This window comes from Pelagibius sp., assembly GCF_965249265.1.
GTDB lineage: Bacteria > Pseudomonadota > Alphaproteobacteria > Kiloniellales > Kiloniellaceae > Pelagibius.
Map to the genome: position 1 here is coordinate 358,348 of NZ_OZ252224.1, position 18,617 is coordinate 376,964.

General features: G+C 65.4%; 19 protein-coding genes. 12 read left to right on the forward strand and 7 right to left on the reverse strand.

The features are described from left to right. The first annotated feature begins 167 nt into the window (after window positions 1-167). Window positions 168-929 (forward strand): hypothetical protein, encoded by a 762-nt coding sequence (locus ACP146_RS01785; RefSeq protein WP_422365052.1) that lies wholly within the window; start codon window positions 168-170, stop codon window positions 927-929. Here the strand turns inward: ACP146_RS01785 and ACP146_RS01790 are convergent. Then, window positions 926-1,975 (reverse strand): GlxA family transcriptional regulator, encoded by a 1,050-nt coding sequence (locus ACP146_RS01790; protein ID WP_422365053.1) that lies wholly within the window; start codon window positions 1,973-1,975, stop codon window positions 926-928. The genes ACP146_RS01785 and ACP146_RS01790 overlap by 4 nt on opposite strands. Before the next feature lie 147 nt (window positions 1,976-2,122). On the opposite strand from ACP146_RS01790, the gene ACP146_RS01795 reads away from it, so the two are divergent. Next, on the forward strand, window positions 2,123-2,830 hold the full coding sequence (locus ACP146_RS01795) for a DUF3047 domain-containing protein (RefSeq protein ID WP_422365054.1): 708 nt from the start codon (window positions 2,123-2,125) through the stop codon (window positions 2,828-2,830). A 53-nt stretch (window positions 2,831-2,883) separates the two neighbouring features. Here the strand turns inward: ACP146_RS01795 and ACP146_RS01800 are convergent, their stop codons facing one another. Next, window positions 2,884-3,555 carry a class I SAM-dependent methyltransferase gene (locus tag ACP146_RS01800; RefSeq protein ID WP_422365055.1) on the reverse strand — a complete coding sequence of 224 codons (672 nt, stop codon included), beginning with the start codon at window positions 3,553-3,555 and terminating at the stop codon, window positions 2,884-2,886. Beyond that, the gene (ubiA, locus tag ACP146_RS01805) at window positions 3,552-4,511 is read right to left on the reverse strand and encodes a 4-hydroxybenzoate octaprenyltransferase (protein ID WP_422365056.1); all 960 of its coding nucleotides are present in this window, start codon (window positions 4,509-4,511) and stop codon (window positions 3,552-3,554) included. The genes ACP146_RS01800 and ubiA overlap by 4 nt, the downstream gene beginning before the upstream one ends. Before the next feature lie 58 nt (window positions 4,512-4,569). On the opposite strand from ubiA, the gene ACP146_RS01810 reads away from it, so the two are divergent. Both ACP146_RS01810 and ACP146_RS01815 read left to right on the forward strand, forming a co-directional pair. Further along, a complete protein-coding gene (locus tag ACP146_RS01810) occupies window positions 4,570-5,412 on the forward strand; it encodes a 16S rRNA (uracil(1498)-N(3))-methyltransferase (protein ID WP_422365057.1) in 843 nt (280 codons plus the stop codon). Between the two features lie 315 nt (window positions 5,413-5,727). After that, window positions 5,728-7,092 (forward strand): glutamate--cysteine ligase, encoded by a 1,365-nt coding sequence (locus ACP146_RS01815; protein WP_422365058.1) that lies wholly within the window; start codon window positions 5,728-5,730, stop codon window positions 7,090-7,092. Window positions 7,093-7,211: 119 nt separating this feature from the next. Here ACP146_RS01815 and ACP146_RS01820 read toward each other — a convergent pair whose 3' ends face one another. Together ACP146_RS01820 and ACP146_RS01825 are read right to left on the reverse strand one after the other, a co-directional pair. Further along, window positions 7,212-7,712, reverse strand: a complete 501-nt coding sequence (locus tag ACP146_RS01820) for a hypothetical protein (RefSeq protein ID WP_422365059.1) — start codon at window positions 7,710-7,712, stop codon at window positions 7,212-7,214. A 139-nt stretch (window positions 7,713-7,851) separates the two neighbouring features. Further along, window positions 7,852-8,535 (reverse strand): hypothetical protein, encoded by a 684-nt coding sequence (locus tag ACP146_RS01825; protein ID WP_422365060.1) that lies wholly within the window; start codon window positions 8,533-8,535, stop codon window positions 7,852-7,854. Window positions 8,536-8,726: 191 nt separating this feature from the next. Here ACP146_RS01825 and ACP146_RS01830 point away from each other — a divergent pair, with 191 nt between their 5' ends. Together ACP146_RS01830 and ACP146_RS01835 are read left to right on the forward strand one after the other, a co-directional pair. Beyond that, a complete protein-coding gene (locus ACP146_RS01830) occupies window positions 8,727-8,936 on the forward strand; it encodes a hypothetical protein (protein ID WP_422365061.1) in 210 nt (69 codons plus the stop codon). 96 nt (window positions 8,937-9,032) lie between these two features. Then, a protein-coding gene (locus ACP146_RS01835; protein ID WP_422364888.1) for an IS5 family transposase occupies window positions 9,033-9,790 on the forward strand; the annotation gives its coding sequence in 2 pieces (ribosomal slippage) (window positions 9,033-9,356 and window positions 9,359-9,790; 756 coding nt in all). 63 nt (window positions 9,791-9,853) lie between these two features. Here the strand turns inward: ACP146_RS01835 and ACP146_RS01840 are convergent. Both ACP146_RS01840 and tldD read right to left on the reverse strand, forming a co-directional pair. Then, entirely contained in the window at window positions 9,854-10,942 is a 1,089-nt protein-coding gene (locus ACP146_RS01840; protein WP_422365062.1) for a cyclase family protein, read from the reverse strand. Window positions 10,943-11,069: 127 nt separating this feature from the next. After that, the gene (gene tldD, locus ACP146_RS01845) at window positions 11,070-12,503 is read right to left on the reverse strand and encodes a metalloprotease TldD (protein WP_422365063.1); all 1,434 of its coding nucleotides are present in this window, start codon (window positions 12,501-12,503) and stop codon (window positions 11,070-11,072) included. A 188-nt stretch (window positions 12,504-12,691) separates the two neighbouring features. Here tldD and ACP146_RS01850 point away from each other — a divergent pair, with 188 nt between their 5' ends. The 6 genes from ACP146_RS01850 (at window position 12,692) to ACP146_RS01875 (ending at window position 18,584) form a co-directional block, all read left to right on the forward strand. Then, complete coding sequence (locus tag ACP146_RS01850; protein ID WP_422365064.1) at window positions 12,692-13,999, forward strand: DUF3422 family protein; 1,308 nt, start codon at window positions 12,692-12,694, stop codon at window positions 13,997-13,999. A gap of 275 nt (window positions 14,000-14,274) precedes the next feature. Then, window positions 14,275-15,129, forward strand: coding sequence for a cytochrome c oxidase subunit II (gene coxB, locus ACP146_RS01855; protein WP_422365065.1), 855 nt, complete (start codon window positions 14,275-14,277; stop codon window positions 15,127-15,129). A gap of 14 nt (window positions 15,130-15,143) precedes the next feature. After that, window positions 15,144-16,751: a cytochrome c oxidase subunit I gene (ctaD, locus tag ACP146_RS01860; RefSeq protein ID WP_422365066.1), complete on the forward strand. Its 1,608-nt coding sequence runs from the start codon at window positions 15,144-15,146 to the stop codon at window positions 16,749-16,751. A 44-nt stretch (window positions 16,752-16,795) separates the two neighbouring features. Further along, the gene (locus tag ACP146_RS01865) at window positions 16,796-17,806 is read left to right on the forward strand and encodes a heme o synthase (RefSeq protein ID WP_422365067.1); all 1,011 of its coding nucleotides are present in this window, start codon (window positions 16,796-16,798) and stop codon (window positions 17,804-17,806) included. Further along, window positions 17,806-17,940: a hypothetical protein gene (locus tag ACP146_RS01870; protein WP_422365068.1), complete on the forward strand. Its 135-nt coding sequence runs from the start codon at window positions 17,806-17,808 to the stop codon at window positions 17,938-17,940. The genes ACP146_RS01865 and ACP146_RS01870 overlap by 1 nt, the downstream gene beginning before the upstream one ends. A gap of 2 nt (window positions 17,941-17,942) precedes the next feature. Beyond that, the gene (locus tag ACP146_RS01875) at window positions 17,943-18,584 is read left to right on the forward strand and encodes a cytochrome c oxidase assembly protein (RefSeq protein ID WP_422365069.1); all 642 of its coding nucleotides are present in this window, start codon (window positions 17,943-17,945) and stop codon (window positions 18,582-18,584) included. Window positions 18,585-18,617: the final 33 nt, after the last annotated feature.

The window sequence follows — 18,617 nt, forward strand, 5'->3', positions numbered from 1 at the left end:
CACAGCGGCTGACGGCGTCGCGCGCGACGCTGCATCGGGTGGCGTGACCGGGGCGGCGATCCCGCCGGTCCGGTTCGATGTGAAGATGGCTTGTGCGGGCCTTGGCTGCCGGCACGCGAACCAAACCGTTGTCCCCAACCAAGTTGATATCCCGGGTTCTGGACCCTATGCCCTGGCCCCTTCCCAGCAGTGACCAAGCCCGCCTGACCCTGGCAAAGGGCTACCCCTATGCGGCGCCGGCCGGTTCCTACCTTTACCGGGACGGCGAGACGCGGGCCCTGGACGGCGGGGCCGAGGCCGCCCTGCTGCGCGACCGGGTACCGGTGATCGCCCACGGCTCCAACCGGGCGCCCGAGCAACTGCACCGCAAGTTCTCCCATCTGAGCGGCGCGGCCTCGGAGATTCCCGTAACCCGCGCCCTGCTGGCCGATCACGACGTGGTCTACTCGGCCCATATGACCCGTTACGGTGCCGTCTCCGCCACCCTCCACGCGGCGCCCGGCACCCGGGTGACGGTCTTCGTCACCTGGCTGCACGAGGCGCAGCTGCCGCGGATGCACGAGACCGAATTGGGCCTTGGGAACTACGGCTACGGCCGCATGTCCGGCATCTCATTGACGCTGGAGGACGGGGCCGAGATTGCCGAGGCCTATGCCTATCTCTCGGTCCACGGCTGCCTGGCGGACCCCGAGGCGGAATCTGCGCCCCTGGCGCTGGCGGCGGTTCCGGCGCAGCGGCGGCGGCATCGCGCCGTCGATCAGGAATCCGCGCTGACGCTGCTGCGCGACCGCCATGAACCATCGGCCGAGCTGGACGGCATGATCCTCTCCAACATCGCCGATACCGCAAAGCGGCGCGGGCTCATCAAAGCCCTGCAGGAAGCCGCCGTCCCCTGGGAAGTTCCCGGCTTCGAACTGCTGCAGCGCTAAGCCGTCTCCGCCAGCTTGCCGGCACTGCGGAAGCGGGTGCGGTAGTGGTTGGGACTGACCCCCAGCTTGCGCAGGAAAGCGCGGCGCATGATCTCCGCCGAACTGAATCCGGCCGCGGCGGCGACGCGTTCCACGGGATCGCCGCTCTGTTCCAGCCGCCGCCGGGCGGCTTCCAGGCGCACCGATTCGACGAAGCGGGCCGGCGTCTCGCCGCTGTCGCGGGCGAAGGCGCGGGCAAAGTTGCGCGGGCTCATGCCGGCCCGGGCCGCAAGGCTGTCCACGGACAGATCCTCCGTCACGTTCTCGGCGATCCAGCGCTGGACCTCGTGGATGCGGCCACCGCTGCCGGTCTGGGGCTGCTGCGGGGTTGAGAACTGCGACTGGCCGCCGGGGCGCTTCAGGAACAGCACCAGTTCGCGCGCGACGGCCAGGGCCAGTTCCGGGCCGTGGTCCAGTTCGACCATGGCAAGGGCCATGTCCATGCCGGCGCTGACCCCGGCGGAGGACCAGAACTTGCCGTGGCGCATGAAGATCGCGTCGGGCTCCAGAGTGATGTCGGGGTAACGCTGCTGCAGGTCTTCGGCCCAGCGCCAATGGGTGGTGGTGATCCGCCCCTCCAGAGCGCCGATCTCGGCCAGCAGATAGGCCCCGGTGCAGACCGAGCCGACACGGCCGGCGGCCTCGATCGCGCGTTTCAGCCAGGCCAGGGTGTCCGGGTCGCGCAGCGCCTTGCGCCGCCCGGCGCCGCCGCAGACGATCAGGCTGTCCATCTCAGAGAAATCGCTGGCGAAGTCCTTCGTCGCCTGCAGGGTGAGGCCCTGGTCGGAGGGCAGGGGGCCTTTCGCCTTGGCCACCAGTTCGACCCGGTAGAGGTCCTCGATGCCGAACTCGGCAGCCAGGTGCTCAGCCGCGGAAAAAACCTGGAAGGGGCCGGACATGTCCAGCAGGTTGGCGTTTTCGTAGCCCAGTACCCAGACGGTCCGGCGCTTGCGGGGCGCCCGGATCATCTCCCGGGTCAGGCTGTGCGGCTTTCTGATTTCTTTCATCGGGCGTTCCCCGGTGCAGCGATTCAGCGATCAACTATTCCTGCCGCAGGCGCTGTCTTCAATGACAAATATCCCACGATTTCGGCCAAAGCGGTTTTCCCGCGGCCGAAGTCTGGCGCCGCCCTTGTGCTTCGCTATAGTGCGCGGATGTCTGGATTCATCCATCGCGCGGGACTGGCCGCGCTGTTCTGCGCCGCCCTGGCGGCCTGCGAGTTGCCGCCGCCGGAAACCGAGGGGCGCTTTGATCGCCGGGTGACGCTTTTCGATCCGGCTGAAGCCATTCAGCAGGGCTGGGTCGAGATGCCGCTGGTTGGCCTCACCGAGTATCGCGTCTCTTCGCTGAACGACCGCGTCTCGATCCGCGCCGTCGGCAAACGCTCGGCCTCCGGTCTCGTGCTGCCGGTGGAGTTCGACCCCAACGACTGCCCGGTGATCGAATGGTCCTGGCGGCTTGAGGCGATACAGGAATCGGCGAGCCTGGACGACAAGGACCGCGAGGACGTGGCGGCCTCGCTTTACGTCATGTTCGGCGATCCCGGTTCCCTCTCGGCGCCGCGCAAGGTGCCGACCCTGCGCTACGTTTGGACCAATTCGCGCCAGCAGATCGAGGATATCGTGGACTCGCCCTACCTGCCCGGCGTGGTGCGTTCCATCATCATCGAAACCGGTATCGTCAGCACGGCCACCTGGATCGACGAAAAGCGCGACCTCCTGGCGGACTATCAGGCGGCCTTCGGCGGCAAGCCCAGGGACCAAGTCTATGCCGTCGCCATCTTCACCGACAACGACCAGACCGGCGAGCCGGTGGAGGCGCACTACGGCGCCGCCAGTCTGCTGTGCCGGGAGACAGGGTAAAGCGTTTCACGCTTTGACGGCCGGAACCGCTTCGGCGTAAGTCGAAAAATGCTCTAGCCGTCTTCAGGCGACACCTGCCAGACAACGGCGTTGCGAACATCCGTGTCTTCCAGTTCGCGGCTGGTCTTTACGGCATAGCCGATGATTCGCTCCAGGCCCTCGCGCGGCAGATAGGTGCGGCCCGGATCGCCCATCAGCACCAGACAGTCCGGCGTTGAAAGGCGGCGCAGCCAGGCGGTGATGCGCTCGGCCGCCGGGCGCTCGTAGCAGACATCGCCGGCCAGCACGACATCCCAGCCGGGGTTGGCGCTGCCGACGATATCTTCCTGCCTTACCGCGATCTCGACGCCGTTGGCTTCGGCATTCAGACGGCAGGCGGCAGCGGCAAAGGCATCGATCTCCACCGCTTCCACGGTGGCGGCGGCGGCCAGTTTGGCGGCGATGCCCTGAAGGCCGGAGCCGGCGGCGAAATCCAGCACCCGCTTGCCCGCGACCACCTGCGGATGGTCCAGCAGGTAGCGTGCCAGGGCCTGGCCGCCGGCCCAGGCGAAGGCCCAGAACGGCGGCGGCAGACCTTCCCGGGCCAGCTTTTCCTCCGTTGCCTGCCACAGCGGCACGACCTCCGAGGCGAGATGGAGTTTGACCTCCGGTACCAGGGGGGTGTCCTGCAACAGGGTGTTGGCGCGGATGAAGTCTTCGGGGGCCGCTATGGCCGAAGGGCTCACGGCGTGAAGCCGAGCTCAAGGTGAACCCAGGGGCTGCCGGCGAGGATACCGGCGAGCAGCAGCCAGCCGACGAAGCGGTTCGACTTGAACTTGGCCAGGCAATCGCCGGGCACATCCATCTTGAGGTCCAGAACCTGCCAGAGGAAGTGCAGGGCGACGGTGGCAAGGCCGAGCCAGAACGGCCAGAGCAGACCGGCGGCCTGCCCGGCGAGACCGAACAACAGCAAGGTCAGACCATAGAAAGCCAGCAGCCAGCGCTTGGTCGTGCTGCCCAGCCGCAGGGCCGTCGACTTCACGCCGATCAAGGCATCGTCTTCCTTGTCCTGGTGCCCGTAGATGGTGTCGTAGCCCAAGGTCCAGGCGATGCCGCCGATGTAAAGCAGCAGGGAGGGCCAGCCAAAGCTGCCGGTCACCGCCGTCCAGCCGAGCAGCGCCCCCCAGTTGAAGGTGAGGCCGAGCCAGGCCTGGGGCCAGTAGGTGATGCGCTTCATCAAGGGGTAAGCGAAGACCAGCAGCAGCGAAGCGCAGCCCAGCAGGATGGTGAGCACGTTCATCTGCAGCAGAATGATGAGGGAGACCGAAAGCAGCGGTAGCAGAAAGAGGCCCGCCTGCAGCAGGCTGAGTTCACCGCTGGGGATCGGCCGTGTGGCGGTGCGGGCGACCTTGGCGTCGAAGTCGCGGTCCAGCATGTCGTTCACCACGCAGCCGGCGCTGCGCATCAAAAGGGCGCCACAGGCAAACAGCAGATAGAGTTGCCAAGAGGGCGCGAAGGCGTCACTCGCCGCCGCGTCGCCGAGGGCGATGGCCCACCAGCCGGGAAACAGCAGCAGCCAGATGCCGATCGGCCGGTCGAGCCGGGCGAGGCGCAGATAGGGGCGCAGGCCGCGCGGCGCCGCGCGCAGAACCCAGTGGTTGGCGCGGATGTCGCTGGCGGAGGTAGGCGTCGCGGCATTCATCGCCTAATGTTTAACGGCGAATCCCCGCGGGAGAAAGATGTGCAGCGGAACAAAGACCGTGTCTGAGTCTGGTTCTGGGCCCGGTGCGGCGAAAAGACCCGCCACCCGGCTCTATGTGGAAGACAACCTGGCCGAGGGGCAGACCCTGGGGCTCGACCGGGATCGCGCGCATTTCCTGCGCTCGGTGCTGCGTCTGGCCCCGGGCGCCAAACTGGCGGTCTTCAATCCGCGCGACGGCGAGTGGCTGGCTGAAATCGACGGCCTGGGCAAGGGTTGGTGCTCGCTGGTCATCGGCCGGCAGCTTCGGCAGCCGGCGCCGGAGCCGGACCTCTGGCTGGTCTTCGCACCGATCAAGCGGGCCAGGATCGACTTCATCGCCGAAAAGGCGACGGAACTGGGCTGTTCGCTGCTGCAGCCGGTGATGACCCGATTCACCGCCGTCAGCCGGGTCAACGAGGAACGTCTGGCCGCCAACGCCCGCGAAGCCGCCGAGCAGTGCGAGCGCCTGACCGTGCCGGACGTCCGCCCGACCCGCGGTCTGGATCAGGTATTGGACGACTGGCCGGCGGAGCGCCGGCTCATCGTCTGTGCCGAATGGGGCGAAGCCAGGCCGATTGCCGAGGCGCTGCAAGCGCTGCGCGCAGAAGCGGGCGGTGCGGCCACTTCCACGGCGACTCCCACGGCCACTCCCTGGGCGATCCTGACCGGGCCGGAGGGCGGCTTCGCGGAAAGCGAACTTGACGCCCTTCGCAAACTGCCTTTTGTTACGCCTGTCGGCCTGGGGCCGAGGATTTTGCGTGCCGATACCGCGGCTTTGGCGGCGTTGGCTTGCTGGCAGGCGGTGCTGGGTGACGGCGCGGAACGGCCGCCGGCGGCCCTGGCCGGTTTCCCCGCAGGGTGAGTATGGGGGGTGAGGATGGCCGGCAGGGTTTGGTGGCGCCGTGTTTGATGGGGTGCCGTGTTGGATGGGGTGAGGGCGACGCATAGAAAAATCTAATGCGATGCCGAAGAAATAGTCATTTGAAAAGCCTGATCGGCAGACAAAGGTCCGAAAAGCAGGTGCTTCAAAGCCAGAGGGTGAGACAGGTCTCGGAAGAAGGCCGCAAAAGCAGGATAGAGATCCAACAGCCGGGCGCGCCGGGGGGCGGCGCTGCAATCTTCTACTAGGGGAAATCTCCTCCGGAGCCAGGACGGTCCCGGCACAAGGTAATAACGTATGTCCGCTCCTCCGCAGAGTCAGGGTGAAACCCTGACCGATAAGGCACAGCTGGTCGCCTATCTCGAAGCCGGCTGCAAGCCGCCCGAAGACTGGCGCATCGGCACCGAGCACGAAAAATTCTGTTATACGCGCGACGATTTCCGGCCGCTGCCCTATGAGGGCGAGCGCGGTATCCGCGCCCTCTTGACCGGTCTCCAGACCTTCGGCTGGCAGCCGGTGATGGAGGGCGACAACGTGATCGCCCTTAGCCAGGAGGGCGCCAGCGTCTCGCTGGAGCCGGGCGGCCAGTTCGAGCTGTCGGGGGCGCCGCTTGAGACCATTCACGACACCTGCTCAGAGGTGCACATCCACCTCGATCAGATCGAGAAGGTGACGGAGCCGCTGGGCGTCGCCGCCATGGGTCTCGGCTTTCAGCCCAAGTGGTCGCGGGCCGACATCCCCTGGATGCCCAAGGGCCGCTACAAGATCATGGGCGCCTATATGCCGACCAAGGGCAACCTCGGCCTCGACATGATGCTGCGCACCTGCACCGTACAGGTGAACCTGGACTTCCAGTCAGAAGCCGACATGGTGAAAAAGTTCCGGGTCAGCCTGGCCCTGCAGCCCATCGCCACGGCGCTCTTCGCCAATTCGCCCTTTACCGAAGGCAAGCCCAACGGCTTCCTCAGCTACCGCAGCCACATCTGGACCGACACCGATCCGGACCGCACCGGCGTGCTGCCCTTCGTGTTCGAGGACGGCATGGGTTTCGAACGCTATGTCGATCACGTGCTCGACGTACCGATGTACTTCGTCTACCGCGACGGCAAGTACCTCGACGCCTCCGGCCAGTCGTTCCGCGATTTCCTGGACGGCAGGCTGCCGGCGCTGCCGGGCGAGAAGCCGAGGGTGGGCGATTGGGCCGATCATCTTTCGACCCTGTTTCCCGAGGTGCGTCTGAAACGCTTCCTGGAAATGCGCGGCGCCGACGGCGGGCCCTGGAAATCGCTCTGTGCCCTGCCGGCTTTCTGGGTCGGCCTGCTCTACGATCAGACGGCACTGGACGCGGCCTGGGATCTGGTGAAGGACTGGACTCTCGAAGACCACGAATACCTGCGCGCCGAGGTGCCGCGGCAGGCCCTCCACACGCCCTTCCACGGCAGGAAAGTGAACGCGGTGGCCGAGCAGGCGATCGAGATTGCCGCCGAGGGTCTGAAGGCGCGCAACCGCCTCGACGGCCAGGGCGATAACGAGAGCCACTTCCTGTCCCTGCTGCGCAGCCGCGTGGAGCGGGAGAAATGTCCGGCGGAGTACCTGCTGGACGATTTCCATGGCCGCTGGGGCGGCTCCATCGACCCGATCTTCACCGAGTGCGCGTACTAGCGCGTTTCGACTTGCTTCGAAGCGGTTCCGGCCCGCTCCCCCGCCCGGCCCCCCAATGAGATTATCCTGATGGATGGCCGGGCGGGGGAGCGGGCCGGTGCCGTCAAAACACTAACGACCTAGTCGGCCACGGCTTCTTTCTTTCGCGCGTCCTGGGCGAGCTTCAGGGCGCGGATCAGGGCTGGCGGCATCTCTGATTTGGCTTCTTCCTGGGCCGGGGTCAGCTTCAACTCCCGAAGCTGTGCCTCTGCCTCCAAAGCCAGGATTTCGGCGCGCAGGGCGGCGATCCGGGATTCAAAGGCCGGTACGTTGCCGAAGCGCTTGGAGGTTGCGACGCCGCGGAAGGTGCGCGGCTGGGCAAGGCCTCGTGTCGTCGCCCCGCGGATGACCGAGGTCCGCGGCGGTGAGCCGGTCACCGCGAAGTTGCCGAGGCGCTGGCCCGCCGGCCCGTTGTTGAAGATCAGCGTGTTGCCGACCGTGTTGTGCGACCCGCGGGTGCCGCAGAACACCGAGGAGCCGATGCTGGTGCAGGAGGCGACTGCCGTCTCGGCGCCCAGAGCCAGGGTCATGAGTGCAGTGGCAATCAGCGCCGGGACGCGAGTCTGCTTAAGGATACGCATAGCCTTCCTCCTTTGAACGCCGCCCAAAAGCCTTGGGGACACTGGAGTTACGGGCCGAGCCATCAATTTGGCTTCACCTGGTCATATGGCCCGGCCGGGCTTCAGGCCAAGATACCACACTGCTGCCGCGCCGAGCGGATTAAGGCGTGGTCTTTGCCGCGGCTTCGGCGCGGGCCGCCTTGGCAAGGGTGAGCGCGCGCACCAGCGCCGGCGGCATGTCGGGGGCCGCCGCCTGTGCCGGCGTGAGCCCAAGTTCTTTCAGGCGTGCAGCGGCGTCCAGCGCCAAAGCTTCGGCCCGCAGCGCGCGAATTCGCGAGTCGTCGAAGGCGCCCCGCCGGAAGCCGCGGGGGCTGGGTCCGAAGAGGGTGCTGCTGCTCAGCCGGCTGCCGCGCACCAGCGGCAGGGTCCGCCCGCGCAGCACCTGCGAGCCGCCGAAGGTCCGGTCGCGGCGCAACAGGCCGGAGGTGATCGAGGAGCCGACGCCGCGGGCCACGCCCGAACTGCCGAAGCGGCGGTCGCGTTGCAGGATGCCGGGACGGCCGGCGGAACCGAAACCGCGGGGTCCGACCGTGCTGCGGCGGCTTGTCGTGCTGCGGCGGCTCGTACTCGGGCGGTTGAAGCCGGCGAGGGTCAGGCGCGGCGGCCCATCACCCGGGGCCAGGGTCTGATGCTGCAATACCGGCAGGGTGAGGGTGCTGGCGGCGGTCATGGGGGAGGCCGTGGCGGCCTGGGTTGAAAACGCCGCAGCCGCCAGGGCAAGGGCCGGAAGGGCAAGTATAGGAAGGGTGGCCTTGCGGAGCAGGTGAGTCAGGGATTTCGTCATTATCGGCTTCCTTTTCTGTCTCCCCCTGTTCAGTTCGACGTGGGCAGGACCGGCCCTCCGGGCAAAGCACGATTTCGCGATGGCGGCGGGAGCGCCTGAAGCGCCAGCCCTGGGATAGCCCAGGATTTGCGCTTATGGGCTGTCTGAGACAGGATGGCGGCGATCCGCGACGGGCGGAGAGGGAGGAAACCATGGAATCCGGCGATCGGGGCTGGCTGAGGCACTGGGCTTTGCGGATTGGCGGCACAGCCTATCTGCTGTTCGTTTTTGCCTTCATGGCCAGCCATCCGCAGCCGGGCAGCATGGCCAGCCTCAGCCACGCCCTGGTGATGGCGATCGTGCCGGCCCTGATCGGCACCCTGGCCGCCCTGGGTATCATGCTCTACCTGAGGCGCCGCTAGAGCAGGTCCGATCTAGGGTCGGTACTCAATTAGGGATTCCCCTACGTCTGCAGTTGTGATTCTTTGATCCAGGTTTCCCAAGGCAGGGAGGATTGGATGGCACGGCTTTACTGGCTTTCGGACGAGGAATGGGCTCGGATCGAGCCTTATCTGCCGCGCGGTCGGCGCGGGGCTCATCGGGTGGATGACCGTCGGGTGATTTCCGGTATCGTCCATATGCTCAAGGTCGGAGCGCGCTGGCGCGACTGTCCGTCGGAATACGGCCCCTACACGACGATCTACAACCGCTTCAATCGCTGGAGCAAGCAAGGGGTTTGGGAGGATATTTTCTACGCCCTGACGGGTAAAAGTGTTGTCGTATCGACCACAGCGGTCGATTCCACCCACATCAAGGCGCACCGCTCGGCGGCGGGGGCAAAAGGGGGGACTTCGAGCACGCAATCGGTCGATCGCGCGGCGGACGGACGACTAAAATTCATGCCATAACCGATGCACTGGGGCGCCCTATTGCCCTCTCGATCACGCCCGGACAGACCCATGATCTGGTCGGCGCGGCCATGCTTCTCGAGCGCATACCAACCCCTAAACGGCTCCTGGCCGATCGCGCCTATGACGCCGCAAAGCTGCGGGACTGGTTGATCGAACGAGGCTGCCAGCCGGTCATCCCTCCAAACCCAACCCGCAAGCATCCTCAATCGTACGACAAAGTCGCCTACCGAGACCGCAACCGCGTGGAGCGGATGTTCTGTCGGCTCAAGGATTTCAGAAGGATAGCAACCCGCTACGACAAGCGCGCCGATATCTTCCTCGCCGCCATCTGTCTGGCCGCATCTATCACTTGGTGGCTCAATTGAGTCTCGACCCTAGAACGGCCCAAGGCACGGTAATGCGCCCCGGGCCGTCCTATCCCGTTTCGGTCAGGTCACCGCCAGGGGATTACCGGGGGACCCTGTGGCGCCTTTGATCGGGAGCGGTGCGAAGATATAGGCGAAGCGCCAGCTCTCCTCCGCCGACAGACTTTCCAGATTGAGGTTTTCGTGCAGGTAGATGCCGTGACGCACCAGCAGTTCCTGGTGCGCCGGGAACACCTGCGCAGAGTTCGGGTTGGGAAACACCTCGACGCCCCAGCAGTCGGCGCCGACCAGGGATACCTGTTTTTCCGCAAGGTAGCGGGCTGCCTCCAGCCCGATACCCGGCTCGCCGCCGTTATAACGTTCGTTGTCCTCTTTCCACAGCAGGCCCCAGCCGCTGCGGATCACCACCGCATCGCCGGGGCTGATGGCGTCGCCGGAAAGACCCTGGCGCTCCAGCGCCGCTTCCAGATCGGCCACGGTGATCTCGGTGCCGGCCTCCAGCATCGCGCCTTTCAGACCCATGACGTCGATCAGCAGTCCGGGGGTGAAGAACGGCTTCACGTTCTCGACGCCGAGTTTTTTCAGGCCGTAAGGCGAAGCCGCCTCTGCCATGGTGACGCCGTTATACATCCGTCTTTGGGTCTGGTCGCCGGGTCCGCCGGCCTCCACCCCGATGTGGCCCAGGCCGTCGAACTGGGTGCCGACCTGGCCGATCTCAGTGGAAAGAAACTCGTCGTTCCAGATGATCTTGTTGTCGCCGAAAGTGCCGCCGGTGGGCATGCCGGGGGTGCGCAGCGCAAAGACCCGCTCGCCGAACAGCGGCATGCCGGACTCATAGACATGGCCCAGGCTGTGGACCTTGCCGGTCTTGATCTGCTGGATCGCTTCCAGTGTTTTCTGCGGCCCCATATGGTTGGAGGCGCCGGCCTGGTCGTCGGCCCCCCATTTCGACGGCCACCACTTCTCGCCGATCGGGGTCTCCGCCGCCCCGGCTGTCGGCGGCGCCGAAAGCCCGGCCAGAGCCGCGCCGGCCAGGCCGAGGCCCGCCGACTTCAGAAAACCGCGGCGGGAGGCTGCGGCCTGCTCTGCTGTAACGTTGTCTTCGGGCCGCTGCCGGACCGGGGTGTCTTGTCCATCTCCCTCGAAACCCATCTTGGTCTGCCTCGCTTGTTGCCTATCGGTGGTAACGATAGCGTCAGGCTACCCCAAGTTCGGGTGGTTTGCGCGGTCAAGTTGTGGTTTGGAGGGCTCTGGGGGAGGACCGCAGGACAGATCTGATCTAGGCTGCCGTTCCGCCGACGGTGATCGCGTCGATCAGCATGGTCGGCTGGCCGACGCCGACGGGCACACCCTGGCCGTCCTTGCCGCAGGTGCCGACGCCGTCGTCGAGTTTCATGTCGTTGCCGATCATTTTCACCTTGGTCATCACGTCCGGGCCGTTGCCGATCAGGGTCGCGCCCTTCACCGGTGCGCCGAGTTTGCCGTTCTCGATCAGATAGGCCTCGGTGCAGGAAAAGACGAACTTGCCGGAGGTGATGTCGACCTGGCCGCCGCCGAAGTTGACGGCAAAGAGGCCGCGGTCGACGGAGGAAAGGATCTCCTCCGGGTCCTTGTCGCCGCCCAGCATGACGGTGTTGGTCATGCGCGGCATGGGGATGTGTGCATAGCTCTGGCGGCGCCCGTTGCCGGTCGGGGTCATGCCCATCAGGCGGGCGTTCTGGCGGTCCTGCATGTAGCCCTTCAGAATGCCGTCCTCGATCAGCACGGTCGCCTGGCTCGGCGTGCCTTCGTCGTCGATGGTGAGGGAGCCGCGGCGGTCCTGCATGGTGCCGTCGTCCATCACGGTGACGCCCGGCGAGGCCACGCGCTCACCCAGCAGGCCGGAGAAGGCCGAGGTTTTTTTGCGGTTGAAGTCGCCTTCCAGGCCGTGGCCGACGGCTTCGTGCAGCAGAATGCCGGGCCAGCCGGAGCCCAGCACCACCGGCATCTCACCGGCCGGGGTGTCGACGGATTCCAGGTTTACAAGGGCGCGCCGCAGGGCCTCGTCGACGCCGGCCTGCCAATAGGCAGGGTCCATCAGCATGTCATAGGCCAGGCGTCCGCCGCCGCCGTAGCCACCGGCCTCCATGCGGTCGCCTTCGCCGACCACGACGGAGATGTTGAGCCGCACCAGCGGGCGGATGTCGGCGGCGCGCTCGCCCCCGGCGCGCAGGATCTGGACGGCCTGCCATTCGCCGGCCAGGGAAGCGCTGACCTGCTTGATTCTGGGGTCCTTGGCCCGGGCGAAAGCATCGATTTCCGCCAGCAGCTTCACCTTCTCCTCGAAGGGCACGGCCGAGATCGGGTTGTCGTCGGCATAGAGAATGCGGTTGGTACGGGCGGGGCCGTCGGCCTGACTGCCGCTGTGGCCCGACTGCACGGCCCGCACCGTCTCGGCGGCGCGGGCGACGGCCTCCTCAGACAACTCGCTGGCATGGGCATAGCCCGCCGCCTCCCCGGCGATGGCCCGCAGACCAAAGCCCTGGGAAGTATCGAAGCTGGCCGACTTCAGCCGCCCGTCGTCGTAGGCAAGCGCTTCCGACTGGCGGTACTCCAGGAACAGCTCGCCGTCGTCGGCACCGTTCAGGGCTTCGTTCACCGCCGTTTCCAGGCGGTTGCGGTCGAGCCCGGCTTTTGCGAAGAAAAGCGAGTCGGTTTCGGCGAGATGTGACATTGGTGTCTCCGGGATCGGCTTCGGGTCTGGCAATCTGGGGCCGCCTTGCTTCACTATGGGCCCGAGAATTGAAACGGTTCTAAGTTGATATGGGTTCCTGTGCGCCAGGATACATCCCCTTGCCGGGGCGGTGCCAGCATCCTGCGGTCTCTTACTGCGAGACCAGGACATGAGGGGGAAGTCGGGGCGTGATCGACGGTTTGCGGGACCACCCGCTGCGCGGCGCCTTGAATGCAGAGGTGCATTCAAGGCCCTTTGCCAACCTGCAGGCGCCGGAGCGCATCAGCCACCTGGCCCTGCTTTCCGGTGAGCGCGGGGCGGAGCGCGACCGCCAGCACGTTGCCCTTCTCTGCGAGCGTTTCGCCGTTGCCGCCCCGGATGCCGGCGAAAACCACTTCATGGCCGATTTCGGTCCCTTTCGCCTGAAGTGGGAGCGTCATACCGAGTTCTCCACCTACACGTTTTTTCAAAACGGTGCGGTCGAAGCCGAGCCCTTTGCGGGCTTCTCCGTCGATCTGGTGCCACGGGACTGGCTCATTGCGCTGCCCGGCGATCTCTTGGTGGCTGTGCACCTGGACCTGCTCGACCGCAGCACGCCGCCGCCGGGCACGGCAAGGCTGACCCGGCTGTTCGGCCACGACAACATCGTCGGCAGCCAGGTTTCCGGCGGCTCGGCGGAGGTCTGGATGGATTTCACGGTTCAGGACGACCGGTTCTCGCGCATCCTGCTGCGCGATACCGGTCTGCGGTCGCGCCAGGCGGGCCGCCTCGTCCAGCGGTTCCTCGAAATTGAAACCTACCGGATGATGGCGCTGCTGGCTTTCCCCGCCGCAAAACGCCATGGCGGCGTGCTGGCCGCCGCCGGCGAGCGTCTGACCGCAATCACCGGGCGGATGACCGAAACCGACGGTATCGGGGCAGAGCAGGCCCTGCTCGACGAACTGATGGCTTTTTCCTCGGAGATTGAGGACGTGGCGGCGGCCACCAACTATCGCTTCGGCGCCGCCCGCGCCTACTACGCCCTCGTGCGCAGCCGGGTGGAGGAACTGCGCGAGCAGCGGGTCGAGGGCCTGCAGACGATCGAAGAGTTCATCGACCGCCGCCTGGCGCCGGCCATGCGCACCTGCGAAGCCGTGAGCGAGCGTTTGGAGACCCTGTCGCGCAGGGTGGCGCGGGCCAGCCAGTTGCTGCTGACCCGGGTCGACATCCAACTGGAAGGGCAGAATCGGGATCTGCTGAAGTCCATGGACCGCCGGGCGCACCTGCAACTGCGCCTCCAGCAGACCGTTGAGGGCCTCTCCGTCGCCGCCATCACCTATTATCTGGCCAGTCTCGTCGGTTATCTGGCCAAGGCTGGAAAGGCCGCCGGCCTGCCGGTCGACGCCGCGATCGCGACCGGGGTGTCGATCCCCGTTATCGCCCTGATGATCTGGCTCGGCGTCCGGCGTATGCGGCGGGTGCTGGCGCGTGAGGAGGGCGCCGACGGAAAGCACTGAGGCAAGTCTGGCGGAAATTGCGGCATTCGGTCGCACCCGCCGTCCTCAGACCCCGCTTTGCGCTATTCTGTCTTCCGTCTCCAGCCTGCCGATGGCAGCGCCGAAAGGGTCGTTTTCAGCGGATTCCGGTCCTTGTGGAGCCAACAGGCTTGGTATAGTTTGCGCGCGCAGCGGCGGCTTCGTGCGCGAACAGGGGGACAGGCAGGCGATTGATCGTCTGTTTGCTGATTTGGGCCAGCCGCCGGCCTTCGAGGGATAACTTGGGATTGCTTGCTATGACAGTGCTGAGCCGGTTGGGCCTGATTGCCGCCGCCTTCTTGTCGATGCTGGGTTCGGCTTATGCCGCGGAACCCGTGCCTTACCAGTTGGGCTTGCAGCCCGCCGTCACTCCGGTGATGGAGCGGATCACCAGCTTTCACAACATTCTCCTCTGGGTCATCACGCTGATCACCCTCTTCGTGCTGGCGCTGCTGCTCTGGGTGATGTGGCGCTATTCGGAGAAACGGAATCCGACCCCGTCGAAGACGACCCACAACACCCTGATCGAGGTGCTGTGGACGGTGGTACCGATCATCATTCTGGTGCTGATCGCGATCCCGTCGTTCCGGTTGCTCTATTTCGCCGAGACGGTGCAGGACTCCGATCTCACGGTGAAGGCGATCGGCCGGCAGTGGTACTGGTCCTTCGAATATCCCGACAACGGCAACTTCACCTTCGACGCCTATATGGTGCCCGACGAAGATCTGGAGCCAGGACAGCCGCGTCTGCTGACGACCGACAATGCCCTGGTGCTGCCGGTGGACACCAACATCCGCTTCATCATCACCGCCAGCGACGTGCTGCATAACTTCGCCATGCCGTCTTTCGGCCTGAAGACCGACGCGGTGCCGGGGCGCATCAACGAGACCTGGACCTATGTCCCGGCGGAGTTCGCCGGCCGGACGTTTTATGGCCAGTGCTCGGAGCTTTGCGGCACCGGCCATGCCTACATGCCGATCATGATCAAGATGGTGACCAAGGAAGAATACGCTGCCTGGACCGAACAGGCTCAGCAGGAATTCGGCCAGGTCGATGAGCCCGCGGCGGTCCGTCTGGCCGGGGCCTCCACCGTCACGCCCGTATCCGAGTAGAGGAACCCATCGTCATGGCTTACAGCAGCAGCGACGCACACGACCATCACGACCACAAGCCCGGGTTCTTCGTCCGGTGGTTCTGTTCCACGAACCACAAGGACATCGGCACCCTCTATCTGCTCTTCGCGATCATCGCGGGCCTCATTGGCGGCCTGTTCTCGCTGATCATGCGGATGGAGCTGCAGGACCCCGGCGTTCAGTACCTGCTGAACGACGGTCAGCCCGACGGACAGCTTTGGAACGTGATCATCACGGCCCACGGCCTCATCATGGTCTTCTTCGTGGTGATGCCGGCCTTGATCGGCGGTTTCGGCAACTGGTTCGTGCCTTTGATGATCGGCGCGCCGGATATGGCCTTCCCGCGGATGAACAACATCTCGTTCTGGCTGCTGGTGCCGGCTTTTCTGCTTCTGCTGGGCTCGGCCTTCGTCGATATCGGCGTCGGGACCGGCTGGACGATCTATCCGCCGCTCTCGGGGTCGCTGGGCCATGGCGGCATGTCGGTGGACATGGCGATCTTCGCGCTCCATCTGGCCGGTGCGTCTTCGATCTTGGGTGCGGTGAACTTCATCACCACGATCTTCAACATGCGCGCGCCGGGCATGACCCTGCACAAGATGCCGCTCTTTGTCTGGTCGATGCTGATCACGGCCTTCCTGCTGCTGTTGTCGCTGCCGGTGCTCGGTGGCGCCATCACCATGCTGCTGACCGACCGTAATTTCGGCACGTCTTTCTTCGACCCGGCCGGCGGCGGCGACCCGATCCTGTTCCAGCATCTGTTCTGGTTCTTCGGCCATCCCGAGGTCTACATCATGATCCTGCCGGCCTTCGGGATCATCAGCCACATCGTCTCGACTTTCTCGCGCAAGCCGGTCTTCGGTTACCTGGGCATGGCCTACGCGATGGTGTCGATCGGTTTCGTCGGCTTCATCGTCTGGGCTCACCACATGTACACCGTGGGTCTGGACGTCGACACGAAGGCTTACTTCACGGCGGCCACCATGGTGATCGCCGTGCCTACGGGGGTGAAAATCTTCTCCTGGGTGGCGACCATGTGGGGCGGCTCGATCCGCTTCACCACGCCTATGATCTGGGCTATCGGCTTTATCTTCCTCTTCACCCTCGGCGGGGTGACGGGCGTGGTGCTGGCCAACGCCGGCATGGATATCGCCATGCACGACACCTACTACGTGGTCGCACACTTCCACTATGTGCTCAGCCTGGGCGCCGTCTTCGGCATCTTCGCGGCCTTCTATTACTGGTTCTCCAAGATGTCCGGGCGCGAGTTCCCGGAATGGGCCGGCAAGCTGCATTTCTGGGTGACCTTCGTCGGCGTGAACATGACCTTCTTCCCGCAGCACTTCCTGGGTTTGGCCGGCATGCCGCGCCGCTACATCGACTATCCCGACGCCTTTGCGGGCTGGAATGCGGTCTCCTCCTACGGCTCCTACATCTCCATTGCGGCGACCGTCTTCTTCGTCGTGATGACGATCTATTCGCTGGTGGCCGGCCGTAAAGCGGAAGCCAACCCCTGGGGCGAGGGGGCGACGACGCTGGAGTGGACCGTGTCCTCGCCGCCGCCGTTCCATACCTTCAACGATCTGCCGCAGGTCCGCTAAGGCTTGGGCTGCATCGTGATTAGGGTGCAAAGGGAAACGACAGAGTGAGCGACGCCTCCCTCAGTCTCGACAGCCAGGTCGCCGGCTTTACGCCGGCGGCTTCGGCGACTCGTGCTTCGGCGACTCGTGCTTCCGGGGCGCAGATCTCCGACTACTTCGCCCTCTTGAAGCCGCGGGTCATGACGCTGGTGGTGTTCAGCGGCTTTGCCGGACTCTATGCCGCGCCCGGAGAGATCCATCCCTTCCTGGCCGCGGTGGCCGTGCTCTGCATCGCCGTGAACGCCGGCGCCGCCGGCGCCATCAACATGTGGTACGAGCGCGATATCGATGCGGTGATGGAGCGCACCCGCGGCCGTCCGCTGCCGCGCGGCAAGATGGCGCCGCAGGAAGCGCTGGCCTTCGGCATCATCCTGACCCTGCTGTCGGTGATGCTGATGGGGATCGCCCTTAACTGGGCCGCCGCCGGCCTCTTGGCCCTTGCGAATGCGTTCTACGTCTTCGTCTACACCATCTGGCTGAAGCGCCGGACGCCGCAGAACATCGTCATCGGCGGCGCCGCCGGCGCTTTTCCGCCGATGATCGGCTGGGCGGCGGTCACCGGCGGTGCCGAGCTGCAGTCGATTGTGCTCTTCGCCTTGATCTTCGTTTGGACGCCGCCGCATTTCTGGGCGCTCGCCCTCTACCGCCAGCTCGACTACACCAAGGCCAAGGTGCCGATGCTGCCGGTGGTCGCCGGACGTGAAGCCACCAAGCGGCAGATCGTTGCCTATAGCCTCATCCTGGCGCCGCTCGGCCTGGTGCCTGCCTTTCTGGGGACCGCCGGAATCGTCTACGGCGCCGTCGCGGCGGTCATGGGCCTCTGCTTCGTCCTCCTGGCCCTGCAGGTACAGCGGGAAACGGGAGACCGGGCGGCCAAGCGTCTTTTCGGGTTTTCGATCCTCTATCTTTTCGTGCTCTTCGGCCTCATCATCATCGACCGGGGCGCTGGTTTGCTTCCGGGCCTTCTGAACGAGGCCGCGCCGGTCTTCGCCGCCGCCTCGTGGATTGTGGGCTGATGGCGATGGCGGACGAAGAGGAAAAGGAGCGCATGCGTCAGCAGAAACGCAAGAACTGGGCGCTCTTCGGCGTGCTGATCACCTTCATCGTGGTGGTCTATTTCGTTTCCATCATTCGCATGGGCGGTGGCTGAATATGACCGAAAGACATCAGGACACAGCACAGCAGAACCGCGCCAACGGGCGCGTGGCCCTATCCCTGGCCGGCGTCGTCGTTGCCATGAGCGGCCTGGCTTATGCTTCGGTGCCACTCTACGAGCTGTTTTGCCGGGTGACCGGCTTCGGCGGCACGACACAGGTGGCCGAAAGCCTGCCCGAGACGATCAGCGAGCGGCGCATTGCCGTACGGTTCAATGCCGATGTGAACCCGAACCTGCCTTGGGCCTTTCAGCCCGTGGAACGGGAAGTCAGTCTTCAGGTTGGCGAGTCCGGCCTGGTCTTTTACCGGGCCACCAACCGCGCGGCGCGGCCGACGGCGGGTACCGCAACCTTCAACGTGACGCCGCTGAAGGCCGGCCAGTATTTCAACAAGGTGCAGTGTTTCTGTTTCACCGAGCAGACGCTGGCGCCGGGTGAGTCCATGGACATGGCGGTCAGCTTCTTCGTCGATCCGGCGATCGAAGAGGACCCTAACCTGGACGAAGTGAGAACCATCACGCTTTCCTATACCTTCTTCCCGGATCTGGACGCCGCCTTCGATGAGCCGGTCAGTCTTTCCGAGGCCGCGCCGGAGCGCGCTGCGGCGGGAACCGGGGTAGCGGAAAGCGCAGTGAATTGACGGCGAGAGCCAAAGGGTGCCGGTTGTTTCGCC

Bases quoted from the DNA above. Each gene is read 5' to 3' on its own strand.
- ACP146_RS01785 (WP_422365052.1), top strand. From the start codon at position 168: ATGCCCTGGCCCCTTCCCAGCAGTGACCAAGCCCGCCTGACCCTGGCA.
- ACP146_RS01790 (WP_422365053.1), bottom strand. From the start codon at position 1,975: ATGAAAGAAATCAGAAAGCCGCACAGCCTGACCCGGGAGATGATCCGG.
- ACP146_RS01795 (WP_422365054.1), top strand. From the start codon at position 2,123: ATGTCTGGATTCATCCATCGCGCGGGACTGGCCGCGCTGTTCTGCGCC.
- ubiA (WP_422365056.1), bottom strand. From the start codon at position 4,511: ATGAATGCCGCGACGCCTACCTCCGCCAGCGACATCCGCGCCAACCAC.
- ACP146_RS01815 (WP_422365058.1), top strand. From the start codon at position 5,728: ATGTCCGCTCCTCCGCAGAGTCAGGGTGAAACCCTGACCGATAAGGCA.
- ACP146_RS01820 (WP_422365059.1), bottom strand. From the start codon at position 7,712: ATGCGTATCCTTAAGCAGACTCGCGTCCCGGCGCTGATTGCCACTGCA.
- ACP146_RS01825 (WP_422365060.1), bottom strand. From the start codon at position 8,535: ATGACGAAATCCCTGACTCACCTGCTCCGCAAGGCCACCCTTCCTATA.
- ACP146_RS01830 (WP_422365061.1), top strand. From the start codon at position 8,727: ATGGAATCCGGCGATCGGGGCTGGCTGAGGCACTGGGCTTTGCGGATT.
- ACP146_RS01840 (WP_422365062.1), bottom strand. From the start codon at position 10,942: ATGGGTTTCGAGGGAGATGGACAAGACACCCCGGTCCGGCAGCGGCCC.
- tldD (WP_422365063.1), bottom strand. From the start codon at position 12,503: ATGTCACATCTCGCCGAAACCGACTCGCTTTTCTTCGCAAAAGCCGGG.
- coxB (WP_422365065.1), top strand. From the start codon at position 14,275: ATGACAGTGCTGAGCCGGTTGGGCCTGATTGCCGCCGCCTTCTTGTCG.
- ctaD (WP_422365066.1), top strand. From the start codon at position 15,144: ATGGCTTACAGCAGCAGCGACGCACACGACCATCACGACCACAAGCCC.
- ACP146_RS01870 (WP_422365068.1), top strand. From the start codon at position 17,806: ATGGCGATGGCGGACGAAGAGGAAAAGGAGCGCATGCGTCAGCAGAAA.
- ACP146_RS01875 (WP_422365069.1), top strand. From the start codon at position 17,943: ATGACCGAAAGACATCAGGACACAGCACAGCAGAACCGCGCCAACGGG.